General features: G+C 60.2%; 26 protein-coding genes and 1 tRNA gene. 15 read left to right on the top strand and 12 right to left on the bottom strand.

Features of this window, described 5'->3' with window-relative positions:
• Positions 1-13: 13 nt before the first annotated feature.
• From iscR to trmJ, 3 genes are all read right to left on the bottom strand, one after another.
• A complete protein-coding gene (gene iscR, locus HX824_RS21055; protein WP_003210305.1) occupies positions 14-505 on the bottom strand; it encodes a Fe-S cluster assembly transcriptional regulator IscR in 492 nt (163 codons plus the stop codon).
• Positions 506-804: 299 nt separating this feature from the next.
• Positions 805-1,587 (bottom strand): serine O-acetyltransferase, encoded by a 783-nt coding sequence (gene cysE / locus HX824_RS21050; protein ID WP_003210306.1) that lies wholly within the window; start codon positions 1,585-1,587, stop codon positions 805-807.
• Positions 1,588-1,589: 2 nt separating this feature from the next.
• Entirely contained in the window at positions 1,590-2,360 is a 771-nt protein-coding gene (gene trmJ / locus HX824_RS21045) for a tRNA (cytosine(32)/uridine(32)-2'-O)-methyltransferase TrmJ (RefSeq protein ID WP_003210307.1), read from the bottom strand.
• Between the two features lie 145 nt (positions 2,361-2,505).
• Here trmJ and suhB point away from each other — a divergent pair, with 145 nt between their 5' ends.
• Complete coding sequence (gene suhB / locus HX824_RS21040) at positions 2,506-3,321, top strand: inositol-phosphate phosphatase (protein WP_003175971.1); 816 nt, start codon at positions 2,506-2,508, stop codon at positions 3,319-3,321.
• A 51-nt stretch (positions 3,322-3,372) separates the two neighbouring features.
• Here the strand turns inward: suhB and HX824_RS21035 are convergent, their stop codons facing one another.
• The 6 genes from HX824_RS21035 to queA form a co-directional block, all read right to left on the bottom strand.
• Positions 3,373-3,921, bottom strand: a complete 549-nt coding sequence (locus tag HX824_RS21035) for a glycine zipper 2TM domain-containing protein (RefSeq protein ID WP_177055024.1) — start codon at positions 3,919-3,921, stop codon at positions 3,373-3,375.
• 123 nt (positions 3,922-4,044) lie between these two features.
• A complete protein-coding gene (secF, locus tag HX824_RS21030; protein WP_003210311.1) occupies positions 4,045-4,959 on the bottom strand; it encodes a protein translocase subunit SecF in 915 nt (304 codons plus the stop codon).
• Between the two features lie 9 nt (positions 4,960-4,968).
• A complete protein-coding gene (gene secD / locus HX824_RS21025; protein WP_003210312.1) occupies positions 4,969-6,837 on the bottom strand; it encodes a protein translocase subunit SecD in 1,869 nt (622 codons plus the stop codon).
• Positions 6,838-6,899: 62 nt separating this feature from the next.
• A complete protein-coding gene (yajC, locus tag HX824_RS21020; protein ID WP_003175975.1) occupies positions 6,900-7,238 on the bottom strand; it encodes a preprotein translocase subunit YajC in 339 nt (112 codons plus the stop codon).
• Positions 7,239-7,281: 43 nt separating this feature from the next.
• The gene (gene tgt / locus HX824_RS21015) at positions 7,282-8,397 is read right to left on the bottom strand and encodes a tRNA guanosine(34) transglycosylase Tgt (RefSeq protein WP_003210314.1); all 1,116 of its coding nucleotides are present in this window, start codon (positions 8,395-8,397) and stop codon (positions 7,282-7,284) included.
• Between the two features lie 5 nt (positions 8,398-8,402).
• A complete protein-coding gene (gene queA / locus HX824_RS21010; RefSeq protein ID WP_087695134.1) occupies positions 8,403-9,452 on the bottom strand; it encodes a tRNA preQ1(34) S-adenosylmethionine ribosyltransferase-isomerase QueA in 1,050 nt (349 codons plus the stop codon).
• 108 nt (positions 9,453-9,560) lie between these two features.
• Here queA and HX824_RS21005 point away from each other — a divergent pair.
• Together HX824_RS21005 and HX824_RS21000 are read left to right on the top strand one after the other, a co-directional pair.
• Positions 9,561-9,645 (top strand) — tRNA-Leu (locus HX824_RS21005).
• A gap of 94 nt (positions 9,646-9,739) precedes the next feature.
• The gene (locus HX824_RS21000; protein WP_003210318.1) at positions 9,740-10,069 is read left to right on the top strand and encodes a hypothetical protein; all 330 of its coding nucleotides are present in this window, start codon (positions 9,740-9,742) and stop codon (positions 10,067-10,069) included.
• Here the strand turns inward: HX824_RS21000 and HX824_RS20995 are convergent.
• Complete coding sequence (locus HX824_RS20995; RefSeq protein ID WP_102605677.1) at positions 10,066-10,701, bottom strand: LysE family translocator; 636 nt, start codon at positions 10,699-10,701, stop codon at positions 10,066-10,068. The genes HX824_RS21000 and HX824_RS20995 overlap by 4 nt on opposite strands.
• 157 nt (positions 10,702-10,858) lie before the next feature.
• Between HX824_RS20995 and HX824_RS20990 the strand changes: the two genes are divergently transcribed.
• The 5 genes from HX824_RS20990 (at position 10,859) to HX824_RS20970 (ending at position 13,647) form a co-directional block, all read left to right on the top strand.
• Entirely contained in the window at positions 10,859-11,227 is a 369-nt protein-coding gene (locus HX824_RS20990; protein ID WP_003210321.1) for a PH domain-containing protein, read from the top strand.
• A 37-nt stretch (positions 11,228-11,264) separates the two neighbouring features.
• Complete coding sequence (locus HX824_RS20985) at positions 11,265-11,585, top strand: hypothetical protein (RefSeq protein ID WP_008438441.1); 321 nt, start codon at positions 11,265-11,267, stop codon at positions 11,583-11,585.
• Positions 11,586-11,710: 125 nt separating this feature from the next.
• Positions 11,711-12,874: an S-type pyocin domain-containing protein gene (locus tag HX824_RS20980; protein WP_102605678.1), complete on the top strand. Its 1,164-nt coding sequence runs from the start codon at positions 11,711-11,713 to the stop codon at positions 12,872-12,874.
• Positions 12,875-12,888: 14 nt separating this feature from the next.
• The gene (locus HX824_RS20975) at positions 12,889-13,167 is read left to right on the top strand and encodes a colicin E3-like toxin immunity protein (protein ID WP_008438442.1); all 279 of its coding nucleotides are present in this window, start codon (positions 12,889-12,891) and stop codon (positions 13,165-13,167) included.
• A gap of 9 nt (positions 13,168-13,176) precedes the next feature.
• Positions 13,177-13,647 carry a hypothetical protein gene (locus HX824_RS20970; RefSeq protein WP_102605679.1) on the top strand — a complete coding sequence of 157 codons (471 nt, stop codon included), beginning with the start codon at positions 13,177-13,179 and terminating at the stop codon, positions 13,645-13,647.
• Here HX824_RS20970 and HX824_RS20965 read toward each other — a convergent pair.
• Both HX824_RS20965 and HX824_RS20960 read right to left on the bottom strand, forming a co-directional pair.
• A complete protein-coding gene (locus tag HX824_RS20965; protein ID WP_177055023.1) occupies positions 13,604-15,001 on the bottom strand; it encodes a sensor histidine kinase in 1,398 nt (465 codons plus the stop codon). The genes HX824_RS20970 and HX824_RS20965 overlap by 44 nt on opposite strands.
• Positions 14,998-15,660: a response regulator gene (locus HX824_RS20960; protein WP_177008163.1), complete on the bottom strand. Its 663-nt coding sequence runs from the start codon at positions 15,658-15,660 to the stop codon at positions 14,998-15,000. Before HX824_RS20960 ends, HX824_RS20965 begins: the two co-directional genes overlap by 4 nt.
• A gap of 180 nt (positions 15,661-15,840) precedes the next feature.
• On the opposite strand from HX824_RS20960, the gene HX824_RS20955 reads away from it, so the two are divergent.
• The 7 genes from HX824_RS20955 to phnX all read left to right on the top strand — a co-directional run bounded on the left by HX824_RS20955 (position 15,841) and on the right by phnX (position 24,158).
• Positions 15,841-17,109 carry a sialidase family protein gene (locus HX824_RS20955; RefSeq protein WP_177020425.1) on the top strand — a complete coding sequence of 423 codons (1,269 nt, stop codon included), beginning with the start codon at positions 15,841-15,843 and terminating at the stop codon, positions 17,107-17,109.
• A complete protein-coding gene (locus tag HX824_RS20950; RefSeq protein ID WP_087695143.1) occupies positions 17,109-17,708 on the top strand; it encodes a hypothetical protein in 600 nt (199 codons plus the stop codon). The genes HX824_RS20955 and HX824_RS20950 overlap by 1 nt, the downstream gene beginning before the upstream one ends.
• Positions 17,708-19,726, top strand: a complete 2,019-nt coding sequence (locus HX824_RS20945) for an LTA synthase family protein (protein ID WP_134325794.1) — start codon at positions 17,708-17,710, stop codon at positions 19,724-19,726. The genes HX824_RS20950 and HX824_RS20945 overlap by 1 nt, the downstream gene beginning before the upstream one ends.
• A gap of 126 nt (positions 19,727-19,852) precedes the next feature.
• The gene (gene psrA / locus HX824_RS20940; RefSeq protein ID WP_177055022.1) at positions 19,853-20,944 is read left to right on the top strand and encodes an iron-containing alcohol dehydrogenase PsrA; all 1,092 of its coding nucleotides are present in this window, start codon (positions 19,853-19,855) and stop codon (positions 20,942-20,944) included.
• A gap of 93 nt (positions 20,945-21,037) precedes the next feature.
• A complete protein-coding gene (locus tag HX824_RS20935) occupies positions 21,038-22,333 on the top strand; it encodes an MFS transporter (protein ID WP_003210345.1) in 1,296 nt (431 codons plus the stop codon).
• Between the two features lie 36 nt (positions 22,334-22,369).
• Positions 22,370-23,242: a LysR substrate-binding domain-containing protein gene (locus HX824_RS20930; RefSeq protein ID WP_102368178.1), complete on the top strand. Its 873-nt coding sequence runs from the start codon at positions 22,370-22,372 to the stop codon at positions 23,240-23,242.
• An 88-nt stretch (positions 23,243-23,330) separates the two neighbouring features.
• Complete coding sequence (phnX, locus tag HX824_RS20925; RefSeq protein WP_177035665.1) at positions 23,331-24,158, top strand: phosphonoacetaldehyde hydrolase; 828 nt, start codon at positions 23,331-23,333, stop codon at positions 24,156-24,158.
• The last annotated feature ends 28 nt before the right edge of the window (positions 24,159-24,186 follow it).

Below are 24,186 nucleotides of genomic sequence, written 5' to 3'. Positions count from 1 at the left end.
AGCTCTTCGGCTGTCACTCGACGGCGGACGCTTCAATCTTGTCCAGACGCGGCGCCTTGGTGTTGCAACGGCGCTGGTCCTGACGCTGGGCTACTTCTTGCACCTCACGGCGAGTCACAAGATCAGCCAAGCTGATACCACTCAAAAACTCATGGATCTGCAGGCTCAGGTCACACCACAAGTGGTGCGTAAGGCAGGTATCGCCTGCGTGGCAATCACCCAGGCCCTGGCATTTGGTGGCATCGACGGATTCGTTCACCGCGTCGATCACCTGGGCGACCTGTATGCCCTGCATGTCGCGGGACAATTGATAGCCACCGCCTGGACCACGAACGCTGGAAACCAGATTGCTGCGGCGCAACTTGGCGAACAACTGCTCGAGGTAGGACAGGGAAATGCCTTGGCGCTCGGAGATATCGGCCAGGGACACCGGCCCATTTTGCGCGTGCAAGGCCAGGTCAAGCATGGCGGTCACCGCGTATCGGCCTTTTGTAGTCAGTCTCATGGACAAGTACCAAGGTGTTTCAGAATGGGAGCAAGTATGCGATTCCCGAGTATTTAAGTCAACTATAAGACCTAGTACTTTAGTCAGGAATACCCGTAAAAAGGGCGCGCGAATCATAGCAGGGCGGGACGGGATGGACCAGCGGGAACAGGGCCAAGCCCCCAACCTCAAGACCAATGGAGATCAAATGTGGGAGCTGGCTTGCCTGCGATAGCGGTTTGCCAGCCAGCCTTTCCGGCACTGACTCGCCGCCATCGCAGGCAAGCCAGCTCCCACTGGGATCGCGACCGGCTCAAGAGTCAGCCAGCTTTGGTAGCGCTTTCGTCCTTGATCTCGGCGAAGTCTTCCTTGCGCAGCTCAGGCAGATCCTTGGCGCAGTAGCTGCTGCCGAGGTCTTTCAGGGCACCGCACATACCGTCCAGCTTGCCGTCCACCGCTTGCAGGTGATCCAGCAACTGACCGATGGCACGCGCTACCGGGTCAGGCATGTCTTCGCTGACGCCATAGGCATCGAAGCCGATCTTCTCGGCCATGGCCTTGCGCTTGGCTTCCTGCTCATCACCCACTTCCGGCTTGACGATGATCCGCCCCGGAATGCCGACAACCGTTGCGCCAGGCGGTACAGCCTTGGTCACCACAGCATTGGAGCCGACCTTGGCGCCCGCACCGACGGTAAACGGACCGAGCACCTTCGCGCCCGCCCCGACTACAACGCCATCTTCCAGCGTAGGGTGGCGCTTGCCTTTGTTCCAGGTTGTGCCACCCAGGGTCACGCCCTGGTACAGGGTCACGTCATCACCAATCTCGGCGGTCTCGCCAATAACGATGCCCATGCCGTGGTCGATAAAGAAACGACGGCCGACCTTGGCGCCCGGATGAATCTCAATCCCGGTCAACCAACGGCCGAAGTTCGACACCAGCCGCGCCAGCCATTTCCAGCCCATGCCCCACAAGGCGCCGGACAGGCGATGGATCCAGATCGCGTGCATGCCCGGGTAGCAGGTCAGCACTTCAAAGGCGTTGCGCGCCGCCGGGTCACGGTGGAAAACACTCTGGATATCTTCTCGCAAACGCTCGAACATTTTTAATCCTTCCGCTTAAGAAGCTCGCCACGGGCCGCTTTCTGGGTTTCCGTGAGGATGCCACGCAATATATTCATTTCTGCCCGGCTGACCGAGCTGCGTCCGTATAGCCGGCGCAGACGCGCCATCAAGTGCCGCGGTTTTTCCGGATCGAGGAATTCGATGGCCACCAGGGTTTGCTCCAGGTGCTCATAGAACCGCTCAAGCTCGTCCATGGTGGCCAGTTCGCCACTCTTGGTCGATGCAACCTCGTCCTTTTCAACCTTACTTGGCTGGCCTTCAGCGGCCAGCCAGGCCATGCGCACTTCATAGCTCAACACCTGCACCGCTGCCCCGAGGTTCAGCGAACTGAACTCGGGGTCTGATGGGATGTGCACGTGATAATGACATCGCTGCAGCTCTTCATTGGTCAGGCCGGAGTCTTCACGGCCGAATACCAAGGCGATTTCAGCGCCGCCGGCGGCCTCTTCCACGACTTTGGTCCCGCATTCGCGAGGATCCAGCAGCGGCCAGGGGATGCGACGGTCGCGAGCGCTGGTGCCGAGCACCAGGTTGCAGCCGACCAGGGCGTCTTCCAGGGTGGCAACGACCTGGGCTTTTTCGAGGATGTCATTGGCGCCGGACGCGCGCGCATCGGCCTCGTGGTGCGGGAACACCCGCGGCTCCACCAGCACCAGGCGCGTCAGCCCCATGTTCTTCATGGCTCGCGCCACGCCGCCGATATTGCCGGGATGACTGGTATTGACGAGGACGACACGGATGTTTTGCAGCAAGGGAGGCGCTCTCGGACACGGGAAAGGGGAGCAAATCTTACAGAACAGCCTAAGGTTATGCCATGAAAGGTAACGTCGTCCTTCACCTGAAGAAAGTTTCTGCTAGAATGCTCGGCTTTCTTTAACAACCTTAGGTGACACATCCATGCAGCCCATGCTGAATATCGCGCTGCGCGCCGCCCGCAGCGCCAGTGAATTGATCTTCCGCTCCATCGAGCGCCTGGATACCATCAAGGTCGACGAAAAAGACGCCAAGGATTACGTATCCGAGGTGGATCGCGCCGCCGAGCAGAAAATCATCGACGCGCTGCGCAAGGCCTACCCTACCCACGGCATCCTCGGTGAAGAAACCGGTTTGCACAAAGGTAGCGGCGAAGGCGAAGACTACCTGTGGATCATCGACCCACTGGATGGCACCACCAACTTCCTGCGCGGTATCCCGCACTTTGCCGTGAGCATTGCCTGCAAATACCGTGGCCGCCTGGAACACGCCGTTGTGCTGGACCCGGTTCGCCAGGAAGAATTCACCGCCAGCCGTGGCCGTGGCGCCCAGTTGAACGGTCGCCGCCTGCGCGTCAGCGGTCGCACCAGCCTCGACGGCGCCCTGCTGGGTACCGGCTTCCCGTTCCGTGACGACCAGATGGACAACCTGGAAAACTACCTGGGCATGTTCCGCGCCCTGGTTGGCCAGACCGCCGGCATCCGTCGCGCCGGCGCAGCCAGCCTGGACCTGGCGTATGTCGCTGCCGGTCGTTTTGATGCGTTCTGGGAGTCGGGCCTGTCCGAGTGGGACATGGCTGCAGGCGCACTGCTGATTCAAGAAGCGGGCGGCCTGGTGAGCGACTTCACCGGTGGTCACGACTTCCTGGAGAAGGGTCACGTGGTTGCCGGCAACACCAAATGCTTCAAGGCAGTCCTGACGGCGATCCAGCCGCACCTGCCGGCTTCGCTGAAGCGCTAAGCGAGCGAGCACAAAAAAGCACCCCTCGGGGTGCTTTTTTTATACCTGGGATTACTGCTGCGGCTGGTTCTGACCGATAACCAGGCGCCCTTCCTTGTCGACGGGGATCTGGTTGCCTGGATCACGATCCATGCGCACGGAGCCTTCCTTGCCGTCCAGGGTGTAACGTACGTCGTACCCGACAACCTTGTCGCTGATGTCATTAACGGTATTACAACGAGTTTGCGTGGTGGTGTAGGTATCGCGGTTCTGCATGCCTTCCTGAACCTTGTTACCAGCGTAACCGCCACCGACCGCACCGGCCACGGTGGCCAGCTTCTTGCCATTACCGCCGCCGACCTGATTACCCAACAGGCCGCCCGCCAGCGCACCGACCACCGTACCGACGATCTGATGCTGATCCTGCACAGGTTTCTGCCGGGTTACGGCAACATCCCTGCAGACTTCACGCGGGGTTTTAATCTGGGTTTTCACCGGCTGCACCGCCAGCACTTGCGCATACTCAGGGCCGCTTTTTACCAGGCTGTAGGTGGCAACAGCACCCCCGGCAGTCACACCGACAGCACCCAATACCGCACCAACCAGTAACGACTTGTTCACGTGAACCTCCTGACCATCACAAACGGACCGAACGATCCGCGCTATACCCAGCCTTGGAGCAAAAAAAAAGGCGCGAGTTCAATACTCGCGCCTTATTTGTAACAGCAGATCAACAATCACCCATCAAGGGCGGTCGTCGACCTCCTTGCCGGTGCTGGCAGGAGGGATCAAGTCTTCGCTGTTGAGGTTCAGCCAGATCAGTACCACGTTGGCGATGTAGATCGACGAGTAGGTACCCGCCAGCACGCCGATGAACAGCGACAGCGAGAAGCCCCACAGGTTGTCGCCACCGAACACCATCAGTGCGGCAATCGCCAGCAAGGTAGAGATCGAAGTCGCCATGGTGCGCAGCAGGGTCTGGGTGGTGGAGATGTTGATGTTCTCGATCAACGTCGCCTTGCGCAGCACCCGGAAGTTCTCACGAACCCGGTCGAATACCACGATGGTGTCGTTGAGGGAGTAGCCAATGATTGCCAGCACCGCCGCCAATACCGTCAGGTCGAAGGTGATCTGGAAGTAGGCCAGGATACCCACGGTCACGATCACGTCGTGGATCAGCGACACAATGGCGCCGACACCGAACTTCCACTGAAAGCGGAAAGCCAGGTAGATCATGATGCCGACCAGCGCCATCAGCATGCCGAGGCCGCCCTGGTCGCGCAGCTCTTCACCTACCTGCGGGCCCACGAACTCGACGCGCTTGACCGACGCCGGGTTGTCGCCGCCGACCTTCTGCAAGGCCTCGGCTACCTGGTGACCCAGTTGCGGGTCTTCGCCCGGCATACGCACCAGCAGGTCGGTGGTTGCACCAAAGCTCTGCACGATAGCCTCGTGATAGCCGGCCTTGACCAGCTCGTTGCGCACCAGGCTAACGTCGGCCGGCTTCTCGTAGGTCAGCTCGATGAGCGTACCGCCGGTGAAGTCCAGACCGTAGTTCAGGCCCTTATGGAACCAGCTGAACAACGCCAGAACGGTAAGGAGCATGGTGAAGCCGAACGCAACGTTGCGAACGCCCATGAAGTTGATTGTACGTAACATGGCAGCCCCTTAAATCCACAACTTCTTGAAGTCACGTCCGCCAAAGATCAGGTTGACCATTGCGCGGGTCACCATGATGGCCGTGAACATCGAGGTAAAGATACCGAGGGACATGGTCACCGCAAAACCTTTGACCGGGCCGGTGCCCATGGCAAAGAGAATCCCGCCGACCAACAGGGTGGTCAGGTTGGAGTCGAGAATTGCAGTAAATGCCCGGCCGAAGCCTTCGTTGATTGCCCGTTGCACGGTCATGCCCGCAGCAATCTCTTCACGAATCCGCGAGAAGATCAGTACGTTGGCGTCAACCGCCATACCCATGGTGAGTACGATACCGGCGATACCTGGCAGGGTCAGCGTTGCACCCAGCAGCGACATCAGGGCCAGCAGCATCACCATGTTGCCCGCCAGCGCGACGGTGGCGATGACGCCGAAGAAGCGATAGATGGCGATGATGAACAGGGAGACGAACAGCATGCCCCACAGAGCAGCGTCGATACCCTTGGTGATGTTGTCAGCACCCAGGCTCGGGCCGATGGTACGCTCTTCAGCGAAGTACATCGGGGCGGCCAGGCCACCGGCACGCAGCAGCAGCGCCAGTTCGGACGACTCACCCTGGCCGTTCAGGCCAGTGATGCGGAATTGAGCACCCAGCGGCGACTGGATGGTCGCCAGGCTGATGATCTTCTTCTCTTCTTTAAAGGTCTGTACCGGTACGTCTTTCTCGACGCCGTCAACCACTTGCTTGGTGTAGGTGGTGACAGGACGCTGCTCGATGAAGATCACCGCCATGCTGCGACCGACGTTGCTGCGGGTTGCGCGGCTCATCAGTTCGCCGCCGTGGCCATCCAGGCGGATGTTCACTTCAGGCGTACCGTGCTCGCCGAAACCGGCCTTGGCGTCGGTCACCTGGTCACCCGTAATGATCAAGCCACGCTCGATCAGTGCAGGTGGACGATTGCCTTCACGGAACTCGAACTCTTCTGCAGTAGCACGGGTAGCACCCGGCTCAGCCGCCAGGCGGAATTCCAGGTTGGCTGTTTTACCCAGGATACGCTTGGCTTCAGCGGTGTCCTGCACGCCCGGCAGTTCAACCACGATGCGGTTGGCACCCTGGCGCTGAACAATCGGCTCGGCCACACCCAGCTCGTTGACGCGGTTACGTACCGTGGTCAAGTTCTGCTTGATCGAGTATTCACGGATTTCCGCCAGCTTGGCCGGGGTCATCGCCAGACGCAGTACCGCCTGACCATTGAGGTCGGCCGGAACAATGTCGAAATCGTTGAAGTTCTTGCGAATCAGCGCACGGGCCTGTTCGCGGGTTGCTTCGTCAGCAAAGCCCAGCTGGATGGCACCGTTGAGCTGCGGCAGGCTGCGATAACGCAGGCGCTCTTTACGCAGCAGGCTCTTCACATCGCCTTCGTAGACTTTCAGGCGAGCGTCGAGGGCCTTGTCCATGTCCACTTCCAGCAGGAAGTGCACACCACCGGACAAGTCCAGACCCAGCTTCATCGGGTGTGCGCCGATCGCGCGCAGCCATTTTGGCGTGGTCTGTGCCAGGTTCAGTGCGACGACGTAGTCATCACCCATGACCTTGCGCACAACGTCTTTTGCCGGCAATTGGTCTTCTTGCTTGGTCAGGCGCAACAAGCCGCCCTTCGCATCAGCAGCCAAACTTGCCGCTTTAACCTGGATACCCGCGTCGGTGAGCGCTTTGCTCGCACGGTCCAGATCAGCCTGATTGACCTGCAGCGCAGTGCTGGCGCCAGTGATCTGGATAGCCGGGTCATCAGGATAGAGATTGGGAGCGGAATAAATAAAACCGATCGCCAGCACCGCCAGGATCAGTACGTATTTCCACAGAGGGTATTTGTTCAGCATCACGCCGCCCGCTTATAACGCGGGGCGCCTTGCGCGCCCCGTCGATTGGTAAAGGTTGTTACTTAAATCGCTTTGAGCGTGCCTTTTGGCAGCGTGGCAGCGATGGCGCCCTTCTGGAACTTCATTTCTACGGTGTCGGAGACTTCCAGAACCACGAAAGCGTCGGACACTTTAGTGATCTTGCCGGCGATGCCGCCAGTGGTCACGACTTCGTCGCCTTTCTGCAAGCTGCCCAGCAGGTTCTTCTGCTCTTTGGCGCGCTTGGCCTGTGGACGCCAGATCATCAGGTAGAAGATGACCAGGAAGCCGACCAGGAAAATCCACTCAAAACCACCGCCCATAGGACCGGCAGCGGCCGGTGCAGCGGCATCAGCCATGGCATTAGAGATAAAAAAGCTCATTTAGCACTCCAGTTGCAAATAGTGAATCTTAGGGTCGGAAAACTCAGTCCAAGGGCGGCACAGGCAGCCCGCGCTTGGCATAGAAGGCATCGACGAAGGCGGCCAATGTACCCTGTTGAATAGCCTCGCGCAAACCAGCCATCAGGACTTGGTAGTGACGCAAATTGTGGATGGTATTCAACATGCTACCCAGCATTTCCCCACACTTGTCCAGATGGTGCAGATAAGCGCGCGAGAAGTTCTGGCAGGTGTAGCAGTCACAGGTAGGATCCAGCGGCGATTCATCATGGCGATGGAACGCGTTACGGATCTTCAGCACGCCTGTATCGATGAACAGATGCCCATTGCGGGCATTACGGGTTGGCATCACGCAATCGAACATGTCCACACCGCGGCGCACACCCTCTACGAGATCCTCCGGTTTGCCAACGCCCATAAGGTAACGAGGTTTGTCAGCCGGCATCAGGCCCGGCAGGTAATCCAGCACCTTGATCATCTCGTGCTTGGGCTCGCCCACTGACAGACCGCCGATGGCCAGGCCGTCGAAACCGATCTTGTCCAGGCCTTCCAGCGAGCGCTTGCGCAAGCTTTCATGCATGCCGCCCTGCACGATACCGAACAGTGCAGCGGTGTTATCGCCATGGGCATTTTTCGAGCGCTGGGCCCAACGCAGCGACAGCTCCATGGAGATCCGCGCGACGTCTTCATCGGCCGGGTACGGCGTGCACTCGTCGAAAATCATCACGATGTCGGAGCCCAGGTCTCGCTGGACCTGCATCGACTCTTCCGGGCCCATGAACACTTTGGCGCCGTCCACCGGGGAGGCGAAGGTCACGCCCTCCTCCTTGATCTTGCGCATCGCGCCCAGGCTGAACACCTGGAAACCACCCGAGTCAGTGAGGATCGGGCCTTGCCACTTCATGAAGTCATGCAGGTCACCATGCTTCTTGATCACCTCGGTGCCCGGACGCAGCCACAGGTGGAAGGTGTTGCCGAGGATGATCTCGGCGCCGGTGGCGACGATGTCACGCGGCAGCATGCCTTTTACCGTGCCGTAGGTACCGACCGGCATAAAGGCCGGGGTCTCGACGGTACCGCGAGGGAAGGTCAAACGGCCGCGGCGAGCTTTACCATCCGTGGCCAGCAATTCAAACGACATACGACTCATGATTGTTCCTCTGGGCCGCGCGGCGCCGGATTACGGGTGATAAACATCGCATCACCGTAGCTGAAAAAACGGTATCCGTTATCGATGGCGGCTTGATAAGCGGCCATGGTTTCGGGATAACCGGCAAATGCCGACACCAGCATCAACAGCGTGGATTCCGGCAAATGGAAATTGGTCACCAGGGCATCGACCACATGAAACGGCCGGCCCGGGTAGATAAAGATATCGGTGTCGCCACTGAACGGTTTGAGCACGCCATCGCGCGCCGCGCTTTCCAGCGACCGCACGCTGGTGGTACCGACCGCCACCACCCGCCCGCCGCGCGCCTTGCACGCTTCAACCGCATCCACGACGTCCTGGCTGACTTCCAGCCACTCGCTGTGCATATGGTGGTCTTCGATGTTATCCACACGCACCGGCTGAAACGTGCCGGCCCCCACGTGCAGGGTCACATAGGCCGTTTCAACGCCTTTGGCGGCAATCGCATCCAGCAGCGGCTGGTCGAAATGCAGCCCCGCCGTCGGTGCAGCCACCGCGCCCAGTCGCTGGGAATACACCGTCTGATAACGCTCGCGGTCCGAGTCTTCATCCGGGCGGTCTATATAAGGAGGCAACGGCATATGGCCGACGCGTTCCAGCAGCGGCAACACTTCCTCGGCAAACCCAAGCTCGAACAACGCATCATGACGGGCCAGCATTTCTGCTTCGCCACCGCCATCGATAAGGATCTTCGAACCCGGTTTCGGCGACTTGCTGGAGCGCACATGGGCCAGCACGCGATGGCTGTCCAGCACCCGCTCCACCAGAATTTCCAGCTTGCCGCCGGATACTTTCTGGCCAAAAAGGCGAGCCGGAATCACCCGGGTATTGTTGAAAACCATCAAGTCGCCCGGGCGCAAATGCTCAAGCAAATCAGTGAATTGACGGTGTGCGAGGGCACCGCTGACCCCGTCCAGGGTCAGCAGTCGACTGGCGCGACGCTCGGCCAAAGGATGGCGAGCGATCAGCGAATCAGGGAGCTCAAAAGTAAAGTCAGCAACGCGCATGATGGGGTTCGTCTAGCAGGGCCGGGAAGTCTAGCGGAAATAGTGAAAATTGACCATGAAACGTGATTGACCAACGGTAATCTCATCTCTATACTTCGCCGCCATTGAGCCCTGATGGCGGAATTGGTAGACGCGGCGGATTCAAAATCCGTTTTCGAAAGGAGTGGGAGTTCGAGTCTCCCTCGGGGCACCATCTTAAAAAAAGACCTTGAAATTCAAGGTCTTTTTTTTCGCCTGCAGGAAAGTGATGATGGGCGGGCGAACGCGAGAAAAGAGGAACCTTGGCCATGGAACAGACGCTGGAAGCTGTAGCGCTTTTTGCGCTCAAGCTGGTGCATGAGACCGAAGGCGCGAGCCCGATTCTGCGGGACGACCTGGTCATGGACGGCTATGAGCGGGAGGTGTTTGGCTTGCTGGTGCGCAAGGGCGATATCAATGCCATCCAGCATAAGATCGACGAGTGCCTGGCATTGGCCCTCGAATCCCTGGGCGGTGCACACACCGTGATGGGCCGCGAGCTGCAACGGCTTGCGGTGGATGCGCGCCAAGCGACGACACTCGAAGAACTCAATGCCCCGCTCAACGCACTCAAGGATTACCTGAAGGCGATCCTTTAACGCCTGCCTTCGACCGCCATGCGTACAGCCAGGCCCATCAGCACCGAGCCCATCAACCAGCGCTGTACGGTTTGCCAGACCGGTTTGCGGATGAAGAACCCCGCGATCGAGCCCGCCATCAGAGCGATCAGCCCGTTGACGCTCACGCTGATCATGATCTGCGTAAAGCCCAGTACCAGCGATTGCGACAGCACACTGGCGTGCCCGTTGGGGTCGATAAACTGGGGCAGCAACGACAGATACATCACTGCCACTTTGGGATTCAGCAGGTTGGTGACAAAGCCCATCATGAACAGCTTGCGCGGGCTGTCCTTGGGCAAGTCCCGCACTTGGAAGGGCGACCGGCCACCCGGCTTCACCGCCTGCCAGGCCAGGTAAACCAGATACAGCGCCCCGCCGAGCCGCAGCGCGTCGTAGGCATAGGGAACCGCCATCACCAACGCGGTGATACCCAATGCCGCGCAGAACATATAGACGACAAAACCCATCGCAACGCCGCCCAGGGAAATCAGCCCGGCCAATCGCCCCTGGCAGATCGACCGCGAAATGAGGTAAATCATGTTCGGGCCGGGCGTCAGTACCATGCCGAGCGAGATCAGGCCGTAGGCAAGCAGGCTGGAGAGTTCGGGCATGGTGTGGCTCCTTGACGACGTAAAACCTTGTGATGGCCGGCGGGTTGTTGGCGCCATGGTAGGTCGATAAAAGGAACGCCGTTAGATACAGATCCGCGAGCAAAACGTCATACACCGGTACCGGCATCTGCTGCACCACTCACCCAAGGAAAGGCACATGATCGACTTCAACAACAAAGGCTTCTTCAAGCTCAAGCAGAACAACGAATACGCCGAGCGCGTTTCGTCATTGCTGCTGGATGATGAGCAGGTCATCGATTCCTATAAGGCCATGCGCGATGGGGTGGTGTTCACCACCAAGCGCATCATCGCCGTGAACGTGCAAGGGATTACCGGCAGCAAAAAAGACTTCACGTCCCTGCCGTACAAAAACATCGTCGCGTATTCGGTGGAAACCTCCGGGACGTTCGATCTGGATTCGGAGCTGGAGATTTACTTTTCGGCGGTGGGGAAAGTGAAGTTTGAGTTCACGGGGAAGACGTCGATTGTTGAGATATCGAGGGTGATTTCCCGGCATGTGCTTTGAACCGTTACGAAAACTCCGCTTTTAAGGATTTCCCACTATGGGCCCAAAAACCGCAGAGCTAATCGATGTGCTTGAGGAACTTGCCATCCTGCTGGAAAGCGATGGGGACAATCACTGGAGCCGATGGATGCGTAAGGCCAAAACCTTATTGCAAGCATCCGATTACTCCGGAATCACCTATTTGCGCTCTGCATACGGCGGAATGGGCTCGTTCAATGACCTCGTTCTTGGACAAAGCAGCGAAGGCGGCGTTTTTTTCTGGAAGCCTGGATACAAGGAGTTGAACGACCGGTTGGACGGGTTACGTAATAAAGCCGCGCAGTTGGGCGCGCAGATACAGCGCTCTCAGGCAGAGTAAGCGTGCTTGAATCAATGTAGCGATTGCTAAAGTGACTTTTCCCACACCTCCCATCGAACAACGAGAATTTCAGGTTCTTCTCCGCTCTCATAGGCTCGCTTCCTTGCACAGGGAAGTGAGCAGCCATGACAGAGCGCGCGTATCCAATTACCGAAGAAGAGCAGCTGAAGCGGCGAATCCTGACGCCGCAGCCTAAGCAGATTCCGTATTCACCGTTCATTGATTTGTATGAAGCCCCTCCCGCGCCCACGCCTGAACCCGCGAGAATTCCAGGCCATGTATTCGCCAAGTCGTGCCAGTTGCCCGACGGGATCATCAGCTACAACAACCCCACCGGTTATGTGCCGCTTGAGCTGATCAAGGATTACGGCCACTTCACGCTGTTAGGCGGACGGGAAGTGGACAGCCAAGGCGGCGTTTCCCTCAGGAAAATCAGCGGTAGTGCCCTACCCGTTGGGCTTGGCCAGCTTGTGCTGCGCACATCCGCGTTGGAGTCCGCGGCTGCGGCGGTCGGTGCCGCCGCTGGGGGTTTGCTTGCAGGGCTGGTGGCGCTGGCCTGGCCGTCGGAGCTTGGCGACAGTGCGCTCTATAGCGAAGAGCAGCTTCGTCACCTGCAAAAAGCCCGTTCGCGGATGCGGTTGCATATCGAGCAACGCGCCGATGGGACGCTGAAGGGATATGGGTTTTACACCGGTAAAAATACCGACTGGCAGATGATCGATGTGGTGCAGTTTCAGAGTCGTGACAGTCAGTTCGTGGCGGATCTTGGCGAGGGTGTGGAGCTGATTTGGACGCCGGCCATTGATCCTGGCGACACCCTTGGCATACCGGCATTGGAGGCTGCACCACAAGCGCCGGTGATGTGGATTTATCCGCCGACGGAGGCGGCCAAACAGATGCTGGTGAACCCGATTTATCCGCCGGAGTATCGGGATTTTATTCTGGTTTTTTCGGTGGAGTCGGGGGTTCGGCCGCTGTATGTGGTGGTTAACGAACCACGAAAGGGGCTTAAAAACCCGGACCATGATTATTTCCCGGCCCCCAACGCTGCAGACATAACAGGCTTTCCAGGTCTGATAGACCAAAGACCCGTGACACCTAGAAAAGGCGGTAGCGGCTTACGCGAGCGCTGGATAGATGCCAAAGGGAGGAAAATATTTGAGTGGGATTCCAAGAAAGGCGAATTAGAAGTCTATCGAAACAGTGACCTTGCCCACCTAGGCGCATTCGATCCCTACACCGGTGAGCGCCGAGGTCGAGCAAAACCCGAACGCCGCATATACAGATAAGTGGAAAACACATCATGGTTATGAAAGTCAGATTGCGTTGGTACGACAAGCAAAGCAATTACGTGAAGGCAGATGAATACTCGGCAGATATTGATGACGCGGAGAGCTTTTTTGAAACACTAGGGTTGAGTCAAGAAACGGCGATATATGCGGACGTGTTCAACGTTCGCCCAAGCTGGATAGCGACTATCCAACCGCATTTCCAGCACGTAATTGAACCCGTGAACTTCGATTACCAAATCTCTTTCAGCTACCAAGGCACATGGCCGCCCCAATCCTCCAAGAAACCATAAAGGAATCCAATGAAAAAGCCCCCTCTCTACCGCTCAGTCAACACCCGCACGCACAACGTGCGTCACGGCAGTTGCCGCACCTACAGGCAACAACGCCATAGTAAAAGCGAAAAGAATTCCATGCTCAGCCGTGGATCAATGCATAGCCATCACCGGCACGGTCTCGATTACACGCCACTATTTCGGTTTCTTCTGTCCAAGGTCGGCCATCATTGGGATGGTGTGTTCAGCGAAGCCAACGCCCGCCTGGACCGCCCGGAACCTGTGTTCTGGATGGTTGCTCTGCATGAAAGCGACAAAAAAGAGTACGTACGAACGGACGAATCCAGTTACTACAGCGGCTTGTATGTCGACGAGGCTGGCCTGCTGCAAAAGGTTAACCCACAACTGACACCCGCGCTCATGAAGCCGTTTTGCAACTGCTGCACCCACACCTTCAACGGTGTGGTATTCCCACCGGTTCCACCCCACAGGCGCTAAAACTCAACCGCGCACACAACCCACCCACCTCCCGGTTATACAACTCCAACCGCCCCCCAATCTTCCCCACGATCATCTGCACAATCGCCAACCCCAACCCCGCCCCATTTGCATTCCCGCGGCTATAAAACCGCTCGAACAACCGCCCAATCTCCCCCTCATCAATCCCCGGCCCCGCATCCTCCACACACAGCTGCACCACGCCCGAATCCTCCTCCCGCACCACCACCCGCACCTCACTCCCCGCCGGCGAGAAATTCAGCGCATTGGTCACCAGGTTCTGCAGCGCAATCGCCAACGCTATCGGGTCCGTTTCAATCCAGCATTCCTCATCCCCTTCCAGCACCAACTCAACGCCTTTCTCCATCGCCAGGGGCGTCAGTTCCGCAAGTTCTTCGCGCACCAACTCCGTCAACGGCACACGCACTCGTACGGTGTTGTTCAACTGCGGCTCGATGCGCGCCATGGTCAGCAGTTGGCTGCCAATACGCGTCGCCCGGTCCACGCCATTCACCAGGAAGTCCAACGCCTCTCGCCGCTGCTCCTCGGTTTCCGCGCTCTGGGCGTTCTGCGCGTGAATGCGCAATATCGCCAACGGCGTGCGCAGTTCATGCGCCGCGTCCGCGATAAACCGACGCTCCCGCTCCAGCAGGTCATCCACCTGCACCAGCAGGCGGTTCAGCGCGGTTTGCATCGGTTCCAGGTCCGCCGGCAACGGTTCAAGTTGCAGCGGTCGCAACGTATTGCTGTCCCGCCCGCGAATGGCCTGGGCCATGGCGCGCAGGGGCTTGAGGCCCCAGCCGATGGTCAGCCAGATCAACAACGCCAGCAGCGGCACGCCAACCAGGATGGGCCAGAGGGTGTGGCGGATGATGCGCTGGATCACGTCCTGGCGAATGTCGTCGCGCTCGCCCACCCAGATCAGCAGGCCTTGTTGCATGTCGGCGAGCATGAACGCGCACCAGTCGTTGCCGTTTTCCATCAGGTCGTGAGGCCCGAGGGTGGTGGGCGGTGCGTTGAGGATCGGCGCGTCGGTGGAGCGCACCAGCAGTTGGCCGTCGGCGCGCCATACCTGGAAGGTCAGGCGGGTTTCGTAGGGGTGCGCGGCGCCGTCTTCGCCGACGCGGCTCATGGCTTGATCGAAAGCCTGGTAGAGGCGGTCCCAGTCGGCATCGCCGGGATCGCGCTGGCGCAGTACGCCTTGCAGCAAACGGGCGCTTTGGGCGAGTTGGGCGTCGTAGACTTCTTCGATTTCGTGGTGGCTGTCCCGCAGCACGAGCCAACTGATCAGGCCATCACCCAGCAGGATCAGCACCAGTACCGGAATGAGGATGCGCGCGCGGACCGAATTCATGGTTTGAGTTCCACCATGTAGCCCACGCCACGCACGGTGCGGATCAGTTCGGTGGAGAGTTTTTTGCGCAGGTTGTGGATAAGGACTTCGAGGGTGTTGCTTTCGACGCGGTCCTGCCAGCCGTACAGCGCGCGGGACAACCGCTCGCGGGTGACGACTTTGCCGGGGCGCACCATCAGTTGGTGCAGCAGTTGGTATTCCATCGGCGTGACCACAACGTCCTCGCCTTGATAACTGACCTGTTGGGTCACCGGGTCCAGGCTCACGCCCGCATGTTCCAGCAATGGCTGCGCCCGGCCCTGGCTGCGGCGCAACAGGGCGCGGACGCGGGCCTTGAATTCTTCGACATCGAAGGGTTTGACCAGGTAGTCGTCGGCGCCGGCGTCCAGGCCGGCGATGCGCTCGGCGGTGCCATCGCGGGCGGTAAGGATCAGCACCGGCAGGTCGTATTGCTCGGCGCGCAGGGTTTGCAGGAGTGAGAGGCCGTCGAGACGCGGCAGGCCGAGGTCGAGCAGCAGCAGGTCGAAGCTTTCGGTGCGTAACGCGTGCAAGGCGCTGACGCCATCCTGCAACCAGTCCAGGGTGTAGCCTTCGGCGCCCAGGGCCACGCGGATCCCTTGGCCAAGGGCACGATCATCTTCGACAAGGAGCAGGCGCATAACTGATTCTCTGGAGTAACCGGCGGCATGATGCCGTGTAACCGTCGAGGCTATTTCGGGAAAGATGTTACGGGCCGTTGCCAACTAAGCTTTCGCTAAGGTTGGTTTTGCACAGTGAAACCTCCTATGCCTGTTGAGAGTGTTTCTGTGCGCAACAAGCCTTTTTTCGACACGTTTTCGATACGCGCGCCTTTAACGATCTGCAGTCTGCTACTGGTGTTTCTAGTTGCCTGGACCAGTCACCCGCCCCACGTGCTGGCGCCGTTTGCCCAAGCTGGCAAGGACACGTCCCCTGCAGCGGCCGCCCCGCAATACAGCAGCCGCTTTGTCTCCTCGCAGCTCAATGACTTTGTGCATTCCTCCTCGGTCACCGCCCTGCCCGGCGGCGACCTGATGGCCGTGTGGTTTGCCGGGTCCCGCGAGGGCGCCGCCGATGTGCAGGTGCGCACCGCGCGCTTTGACGCGAAAAGCGCCGAGTGGGGCCCGGAGCAAGTATTGGCCACCCGTGAAAGCACCCGCGACGGCACGCACCGCTACATCCGCAAGCTGGGCAACCCGGTGATCGCCCTGGCACCGGACAATCGCCTGTGGATGTTCTACGTTTCGGTGTCGGTAGGCGGCTGGGCCACCAGCGCGATCAACGTGATGGTCTCGGATGACCTCGGGACGAACTGGTCGGCCCCTCGGCAACTGATCACCTCGCCATTCTTCAATATCAGCACGCTGGTGCGCGCCGCACCGGTATTCCACGCTGACGGTTCCATCGGCCTGCCGGTGTACCACGAGTTCATGGGCAAATTCGCCGAGTACCTGTACTTGAGCCCCGACGGTGCGGTGGTCGACAAATTCCGTATCAGCCGTGGGAAGAACTCGCTGCAGCCGACCATCGTCCCGCAGGACGGCCAACGCGCCATCGCCATGTTGCGTTACGCCGGCGAAACCCATCACCGAGTCCTCGCCAGTCGCACCGAAGACGCCGGCCAAACCTGGAGCGAGCCTTACCCATTGGAACCGTCCAATCCCAATTCCTCGCTGGCAGCCGTCAGCACTGAAGGCGACGGTTTGCTCGTGGCCCTCAACGACCTGCAGGACGGCCGCTTCAAGCTCAGCCTGTACGGCACCGATGCCAAGCTCAATCAGTGGCGCACCGTGGTGGAACTGGATCAATCCCCCGACCCCTTGGGCCAACCGTTCTCCCCCGAGGCCTACAAGGAAATCATCGGCGAAGGCTTCCGCGCCTCCAGCGGTGCCCTGCGCCTGCCGCTGGAACAACGCTTCCTCAGCAACCTGGATTACCGGGTGTGCAAGCCCCGTGGCTGCGATTTCGAATACGAGTACCCGTACTTCAGCCGCAGCCCGGACGGCATGTACCACCTGGTGTACTCGTGGAATAACACCTTTATCAAACATGTCAGCTTCAACGAAGCCTGGCTGTCGGAGCGCCTGTGATGGTTTCTGTATGGCAAGCGCATTTGAGTTTTGTGCTGTTGGGTTTTGTGCTGCTCAGCCTGTTGCGCGTCACAACACCCTGGCGCCCCTGGCTGCTGCCGGTGTTGGTGGTGGTGAGTTTTATCCCGGTCAACGAACTGCCGTTGGCGGCGTATGTGCGCAGCTTCACCGATGACCTGGCCATCAGCACCCTGGTGTTGCTGGCGTGGGTCAGCCTGTGCCGGTTGGGTGTGGTGCAGCCGCTCCAGCGCCCGCTGAAGGTCCAGGTGCTGCTGCTGTTTGGCATCCTGAGCTTGGTGCTGTACCCGGCAACGATGGGCCTGACGTACTTTGACCCCTACCGCTGGGGTTTCAACCCTCGGCCGATGATCGTGCTGATAGGCGCGGCAGCACTGTTGATGCTCTGGCTGCGTAATACGCTGGCGGTGTGGATGCTCGCGGCGGGCACCCTGGCGTTCGCGCTGCGGCTCAAGGCCTCGGAAAACTACTGGGACTATCTGATCGACCCACTGCTGACGGGCTACTGCCTGGTGGCCGGGTTGTGGATGCTGGCGATGGCTGCCTGGCGCCCTCTTTTAAAATTGCACAGAGGTCAATGATGGGATGGTTGCACTCGCGCCGCCTGCGCTACGGCGTGGGCGCGATCGGTTTGGTATTTGCGTTGCTGGCGGCACTGCGGCTGGTGTTTGTATGGGGATTTTCCGGGGTCGACCTGAGGGAGCCCGCACTGCTGGAAACCGTGGGCATCGGCCTGCGTTTCGACCTGCGCCTGGCGGTGCTGATCCTGTTGCCCCTGGCACTGCTCGCCTGGCTGCCACGCTGGAACCTGGTGACTGTCCCCGCCCTGCGCTGGCTGGCACGGGGTTATCTGCTGCTGGCGCTGGCCATCGTCGGGCTGGTGTACATCATCGACTTCGGCCACTACGCCTACCTCGGTGTGCGCATCAACGCCACGGTGCTGCGTTACCTGGAAGACGCGCAGATTTCACAACAGATGGTGTGGGAAACCTACCCGGTGCTGTGGATAACCTTGAGTTGGCTTGCCGCCGTCGGCCTATGGACCTACGCCCTGGTTCGCCTTGAACGCATCACCCTGGATGGCGAACGCAAACCCATTGGCAAGCTGGCCATCGCATCCGTGGCCACCGTCGGCGTGATCGCGGTATTGCTGGCCCTGCTCGGCCGCGTCGCCAACCTCAATATCGAAAATCCCGTGCCCCTGCGCTGGAGCGACGCGTTCTTTTCCGGCAACAACCAGATCGCCGCCGCGGGCCTCAACCCGGTGCTGTTTCTGTACGACACCCTCAAGGTCGGCCAGTCGCAATTCGATGAGGCGCGGGTGCGAGAGCATTACCCGCAAGTCGCGAATTATCTGGGGGTCAGCCAGCCCGACCCCGAGCAGTTGAACTTCGCCCGTGAACAAGCCGTGCAGCCTTATCGGCTCAAGGGCGAGCGCCCGCCGAACGTGATCTTCGTGATGCTCGAGTCCCTCGGCACCAGCGCCGTGGGCGCCTATGGCAACCCGCTGAACCCCACGCCGAACCTCGACAAGCTGGCGAAGGAAAGCTGGTTCTTCAAACACTTCTACGTGCCCGTCACCGGCACCGCCAAAACCGTGTGGGCGAGCATCACCGGCGTGCCCGACGTTACCCGCCAGGAGACGGCAACCCGCAACCCGCTGATCACCCGGCAACACACCTTGATCAATGCGTTCGAGGACTACCAGAAGCTCTACATGATCGGCGGCAATGCCGGCTGGGCGAATATCAACGCCTTGATCCGCCAGAGCATCGACGGCGTGAAGCTGTATGACGAAAGCCACTGGCGCTCGCCACGGGTGGACGTGTGGGGCGTTTCGGATCTGGACCTGTTCAAGGAAGGCGACGAACTGCTGCGGGCCATCCCCAAGGACCAACCGTTCTTCGCCTACCTGCAAACCTCCGGCAATCACCGCCCGTTCACCATCCCCAAGACCAACGATGGCTTCAAGGTGCATGACCTCACCGTGGAACAAGTCCAGGCCGCAGGCAGCCGCAGCGTCGAGCAGTACAACGCCGTGCGCCTGCTGGACTTCAACATCGGCCGCCTGATGGAAATCGCCAAGGCTGGCGGTTACTACGACAACACCATCTTCGTGTTTTTCGGCGACCACAACACCCGAATCAGCCAGATTCCGCACATGGCGCCGGCATTCGAGCAGCTTGGGCTGGAAAGCAACAACGTGCCGATGATGATCCACGCGCCCGGCCTGCAACCCCGGGTGATCGAAGAAGCCGTCGGCCTGGCGGACCTGCTGCCGACCGTGGCCGGCATGGCGGGCATACCGTTCCGCAATGGCGCGATGGGCCGGGATATCCAGCAACCTGCGCCGGAAGGCGAGCGCGTGGTGCCGCTGGTATTGCGCGAGGGCACGTTCCCGCTGATCGGCGGCGTGACCAAGGACTTCCTGCTGCAAATGGAGCACGACGGCAGCTCGCCGACCCTGCATGACCTGGCGTCGCAAACGCCGAGGGACAATGTGGCTCAGCAGTATCCCGAGGAGTTTGAGCGGTTGCAGGGGCTGACCCGTGGCCTGCATGAGAGTGCGCGATTGATGTTGTTCCGGAACGTGCGCTGAAGTCACCTGACGGTTGGGCTGTACTATCGGCCCAGCCAATCCATCCCCACAATCTATCGATTTGAGGTCCACCTCACCCTCCCCGACTATGGCGGCACTTCCAATAACAAAAACCAGGAACCCGCCATGACTGCCCGCTTCCACAACCCGGTAGACACCCGCTTCGGCTGGGGCTGCCTGCAAGAACTCGCCGCTCTTACCGAAGGCCAGACCGTCGCCCTCGTGACCTTTCCCGAAGCCCGCGGGCTCGGTTTGGTAGACCGCATCCAGGACCTGCTGGGTGAGCGCCTGGTGTACGTCATTGAAGACGTACAGCCCAACCCTGACGTGGCCCAACTGCGCGACACCTACGAGCGTTTCTGGCTGCAGGCCGGTGACTGCCAGGTGGTGGTCGCCGTCGGCGGTGGCAGTGCAATTGATACGGCAAAGGCCTTGATCGTCGGCACAGATTCCGGGAATTTCGACGAGCTGCTGGCGTTGCTGGCCACCGGTAAACCTTTCGCGCCGGCCCGCCACAAGCTGTTGATTGCCGCACCGACCACCGCCGGCACCGGCAGCGAAGTCACGCCATGGGCGACGATCTGGGACTCCGCCAGCCTCAAGAAGTATTCGCTGCACCTGGACTGCACCTGGCCGACAGTGGCGATCATCGACCCGCAGTTGATGCTGACGGTGCCGGCCGGGGTCACGGTGTCCACCGGGCTGGATGCCTTGTCCCATGCGCTGGAATCGATCTGGAACGTCAACGCCAACCCGGTCTCGGACACCTTCGCCATCTCCGCCATCGAAGACATCCTGGAATGCCTGCCGCGCTTGCGGCGTGACCTCGGCAACCAGGAATTGCGCTCGCGCATGGCCTTGGCGGCGCTGAAAGCCGGCCTGGCTTTTTCCAACACCAAGACCGCCCTCGCCCACTCCATCTCTTATGAGATGACTCTGCACCACGGCCTGCCCCATGGCATCGCCTGTTCCTTCACTTTGCCGCTGGTACTGGGCCTGGCATGGGGGCACGACGCCGCGCGGGACCGCACTCTGCAACGGGTATTCGGCACCGACCTGCAGCAGGCCCAGGCGCAGCTGCGCGACTTCCTCCACAGCCTGGACGTGAAGACCGAATTTGCCGACTACGGCGTGAATGCCACCGAGGCCGAGGCGATGATCCGCTTCGCCCTGCAAGGCGCACGCGGCAAGAATTTCATCGGCGCGCAAGCGGCCTAGACTCACCGTAATTCAGTCGTTTCCTGTTGCACCTATCAAGAGTGCCCCCCAGCGGCTGCGGTCGCCGGGGCGAATAACAATAAGGAAAACATCATGAATCGTGCACACGTGCTGCCTGTTCCTGCCGTCCGTACCTCATCGTTTCGCGTAGCCCAGTGGCGCATGCTGCTGGCGGCGATGTTTTGTTATCTGTTTTTCTACACCGGCCGCCAGACCTTCGGCTTTGCCATCCCCGGGATCCAGGCCGAGTTCGGCCTGACCAAGGAAACCCTCGGCTGGGCCTCCGCGGCGATGCTTTGGGCCTACGCGATTGGCCAGGCGATCAACGGCAACCTCGCCGACAAGTTCGGCGGCCGCCGCATCATGACCCTGGGCGCGGTGCTGTCCTGCGCGGCCAACTGGGTCACCAGTTTCGCCAGCGGCTTTGCCGGGCTGATCCTGCCGTGGGGCATCAACGGTTACTTCCAGGCCCTCGGCTGGGCACCCGGCAGCCGGCTGATTTCCAATTGGTGGAGCGCCGGCGAGCGCGGCAAGGTGTATGGCTTTTATGTGTTCGCGGCCGGGTGCGCCTCGGTCCTGTCGTACGTCACCTCCATCGTGGTGCTGGAAGTGTTCCAACTGGAATGGCGCTGGATCTTCCGCCTGCCGGTGCTGTTGATGTTGGCGGGCGGCATTATTTTCTACCTGGTGGCCCGCGAGCGGCCTCAAGACATGGGCTTCGAGCCCCTGGCCGATACTGGCGTGGCGAATGCCGAAGACAAGAATCATGAAGTGGCCCACGGCGAAGTCGAATCCTCGGCGCAGCGCTACAAGGCGGTGCTGAAAAATCCGCGGCTGATCATCGCCGCGATCTCCCTGGGTTTCCAGAACGCCGCCCGCTACGGCCTGATCGTCTGGGTGCCGGTGCACTTCCTCGGGGCCAACTGGAAAAGCGGCGACAGCATGATCGACCCCAAGTGGATCACCGTGGCCCTGCCGGTGGGCATGGCCATCGGCGCCCTGAGCAACGGCTGGGTCTCGGACAAGCTGTTCGGCTCCAAACGCTACCTGGCGATCATGCTCTACATGTTCCTCGGCGCCGCCACCAGCCTGTGGATGTGGAGTTTGCCGCCCCACAGCGCAATCGGCCTGGTAGCGTTGTTCCTCTGCGGGTTCTTCGTGTATGGCCCGGCGTCGAGTTTCTGGGCGCTGTGCCCGGACCTGGTCGGCGCCAAGCGTGCGGGTACGGCCACGGGCGTGATGAATTTCTCATCCTATCTGTTCGCCGGCCTGGCGGAACCGCTGATCGGCAGTATGCTCGACAGTACCGGCAATACCTCGCTGATCTTCATCGTCGTGACCTCGGCCTGCCTGTGCAGCGCAGCGGTGGCGTTGTTTATCCGACGTTGATGACCGGCCCGGCGGACCTCAGGAACAGGACTCGTTATGTACCAGTACCACAAGTGGCTGCGCTCGTTTCATGCGGTGGCGAAGACCGGCAGTTTCACCCTCGCCGCCGAATACCTGAGCGTCGGCCAGCCGACGGTCAGCGAGCAGGTCAACGGGCTGGAGAAGCAGTTCTCGGTGGAGCTGTTCCACCGTCGCGGGCGGTTTATCGAGATGAGTGCCGCCGGGCACACCCTTTACGGGATCACCCAGGGGCTGTTCGGCCAGGAGGATGAAGCCATGCAACTGTTGCAGAGTTTCAAGCAGCGCAAGACCGGACTGCTGCGCCTGGGCGCGGTGTCGCCGCCGATCGCGATGAACCTGACCTACGAGCTGATGCAGCGCCACCCGGACATCGAACTGGAAACCTCGTTTTCCCCGGAAAAGGAAACCCTGGACCGGCTCTTCAACTTCGATATCGACGTGGCGATCCTGGCCCTTTCGGAGTTCGACCAGCGCTTCGATACCCAGCTGTACCGGCGCTATCCGATTATTGCGGTGGTGCGCGATGACCACCCGTGGGCCCGGCAGAAAGAGGTGCACGTGGAACAGATCAGCCGCGAAAAGTGGGTGATGCGCGAGAAAAGCTCACGCACCCGGCAACTGGTGGAAGAAAGCTGCAAGCGCCAGGGCATCGCCGTGAACTGCGTGATGCAGCTGAACAGTCGCGAAGCCATTGTGCACGCGATCACCAAGGGCATCGGCATCGGCTTTGTGTCTGCCGTGGAATACGCCGAAACCCCGGGCACCACGCCGATCACCTTCGTCGACCATCCGTTTTTCATCGACTACCACTTGTGTTGCCTGGGCATCCGCCGCAACCGACCGATGATCGCCGAGCTATTCGAGGCCAGCCCGATCCCGGCCACCTGATCGTCTTGACCGTTTAAACCCTCACCAGGCGCTTACCTCTTCTTTGAGAGAGGGACGGCCTGCTCACACCTGAAAATGGAGACTTGCCATGCACTACCAACAACCTTCCAAGCTGCAAGCCGTGGTCCTGGACTGGGCCGGCACCGTCGTCGACTTCGGTTCCTTCGCCCCCACGCAGATTTTTGTCGAGGCGTTCGGCGAGTTCGGCGTCGCCGTTTCCCTGGAGGAAGCCCGCGGCCCGATGGGCATGGGCAAGTGGGATCACATCCGCACCTTGTGCAACCTGCCGCAGATTGCCGAGCGTTATCGGGCGGTGTTTGATCGCTTGCCGACTGACGAGGATGTCACCGCACTGTATGAACGCTTCATGCCGTTGCAGATCGAGAAAATCGCGCTGCACTCGGCGGTCATTCCCGGCGCCCTTGAGGCGATTAACACCCTGCGCGCGCAGGGCTTGAAGATTGGCTCCTGCTCCGGGTACCCGGCGGTGGTGATGGCCAAGGTGGTCGAGCTGGCGCGACAGAACGGCTACGTCGCCGACCATGTGGTGGCGACCGACGAAGTGCCCAACGGGCGCCCGCATCCGGCGCAGGCACTGGCCAACGTGATTGCCCTGGGGGTCAGCGATGTGGCCGCGTGCGTGAAGGTCGACGACACCTGGCCGGGGATCCTGGAAGGCCGTAGCGCCGGCATGTGGACGGTGGCGTTGACCTGTTCCGGCAACGCACTGGGTTTGACCTACGAGCAATACAAGGCGCTGCCTGCTGCTGAGCTGGCGCTGGAACGTGCGCGCATTACACAGATGTTCGAGGGCTCGCGGCCGCATTACCTGATCGACACCATCGTCGAACTGCCGGCGGTGATCGACGATATCAATGCGCGTTTGGCGCGCGGAGAAACGCCGCAGGGTTCTTGATGGGCCGATGGGGTCAGTGCGCTGACCC

Origin of the sequence: Pseudomonas sp. D4002, assembly GCF_013385665.1 — a bacterium.
In the GTDB taxonomy this organism is placed as follows: Bacteria; Pseudomonadota; Gammaproteobacteria; order Pseudomonadales; family Pseudomonadaceae; genus Aquipseudomonas.
Note: the sequence above shows the minus strand (reverse complement) of the source record. Positions and strands in the feature narration are given on the sequence as shown.

Bases quoted from the DNA above. Each gene is read 5' to 3' on its own strand.
- HX824_RS20935 (WP_003210345.1), top strand. From the start codon at position 21,038: ATGAATCGTGCACACGTGCTGCCTGTTCCTGCCGTCCGTACCTCATCG.
- HX824_RS20975 (WP_008438442.1), top strand. From the start codon at position 12,889: ATGGTTATGAAAGTCAGATTGCGTTGGTACGACAAGCAAAGCAATTAC.
- HX824_RS20985 (WP_008438441.1), top strand. From the start codon at position 11,265: ATGGGCCCAAAAACCGCAGAGCTAATCGATGTGCTTGAGGAACTTGCC.
- HX824_RS20960 (WP_177008163.1), bottom strand. From the start codon at position 15,660: ATGCGCCTGCTCCTTGTCGAAGATGATCGTGCCCTTGGCCAAGGGATC.
- cysE (WP_003210306.1), bottom strand. From the start codon at position 1,587: ATGTTCGAGCGTTTGCGAGAAGATATCCAGAGTGTTTTCCACCGTGAC.
- iscR (WP_003210305.1), bottom strand. From the start codon at position 505: ATGAGACTGACTACAAAAGGCCGATACGCGGTGACCGCCATGCTTGAC.
- secD (WP_003210312.1), bottom strand. From the start codon at position 6,837: ATGCTGAACAAATACCCTCTGTGGAAATACGTACTGATCCTGGCGGTG.
- HX824_RS20965 (WP_177055023.1), bottom strand. From the start codon at position 15,001: ATGAATTCGGTCCGCGCGCGCATCCTCATTCCGGTACTGGTGCTGATC.
- HX824_RS20995 (WP_102605677.1), bottom strand. From the start codon at position 10,701: ATGCCCGAACTCTCCAGCCTGCTTGCCTACGGCCTGATCTCGCTCGGC.
- suhB (WP_003175971.1), top strand. From the start codon at position 2,506: ATGCAGCCCATGCTGAATATCGCGCTGCGCGCCGCCCGCAGCGCCAGT.
- HX824_RS20945 (WP_134325794.1), top strand. From the start codon at position 17,708: ATGGGATGGTTGCACTCGCGCCGCCTGCGCTACGGCGTGGGCGCGATC.
- secF (WP_003210311.1), bottom strand. From the start codon at position 4,959: ATGTTACGTACAATCAACTTCATGGGCGTTCGCAACGTTGCGTTCGGC.
- psrA (WP_177055022.1), top strand. From the start codon at position 19,853: ATGACTGCCCGCTTCCACAACCCGGTAGACACCCGCTTCGGCTGGGGC.
- phnX (WP_177035665.1), top strand. From the start codon at position 23,331: ATGCACTACCAACAACCTTCCAAGCTGCAAGCCGTGGTCCTGGACTGG.
- HX824_RS20980 (WP_102605678.1), top strand. From the start codon at position 11,711: ATGACAGAGCGCGCGTATCCAATTACCGAAGAAGAGCAGCTGAAGCGG.
- HX824_RS20950 (WP_087695143.1), top strand. From the start codon at position 17,109: ATGGTTTCTGTATGGCAAGCGCATTTGAGTTTTGTGCTGTTGGGTTTT.
- queA (WP_087695134.1), bottom strand. From the start codon at position 9,452: ATGCGCGTTGCTGACTTTACTTTTGAGCTCCCTGATTCGCTGATCGCT.
- HX824_RS20990 (WP_003210321.1), top strand. From the start codon at position 10,859: ATGATCGACTTCAACAACAAAGGCTTCTTCAAGCTCAAGCAGAACAAC.
- tgt (WP_003210314.1), bottom strand. From the start codon at position 8,397: ATGTCGTTTGAATTGCTGGCCACGGATGGTAAAGCTCGCCGCGGCCGT.
- yajC (WP_003175975.1), bottom strand. From the start codon at position 7,238: ATGAGCTTTTTTATCTCTAATGCCATGGCTGATGCCGCTGCACCGGCC.
- HX824_RS21000 (WP_003210318.1), top strand. From the start codon at position 9,740: ATGGAACAGACGCTGGAAGCTGTAGCGCTTTTTGCGCTCAAGCTGGTG.
- HX824_RS20970 (WP_102605679.1), top strand. From the start codon at position 13,177: ATGAAAAAGCCCCCTCTCTACCGCTCAGTCAACACCCGCACGCACAAC.
- HX824_RS20930 (WP_102368178.1), top strand. From the start codon at position 22,370: ATGTACCAGTACCACAAGTGGCTGCGCTCGTTTCATGCGGTGGCGAAG.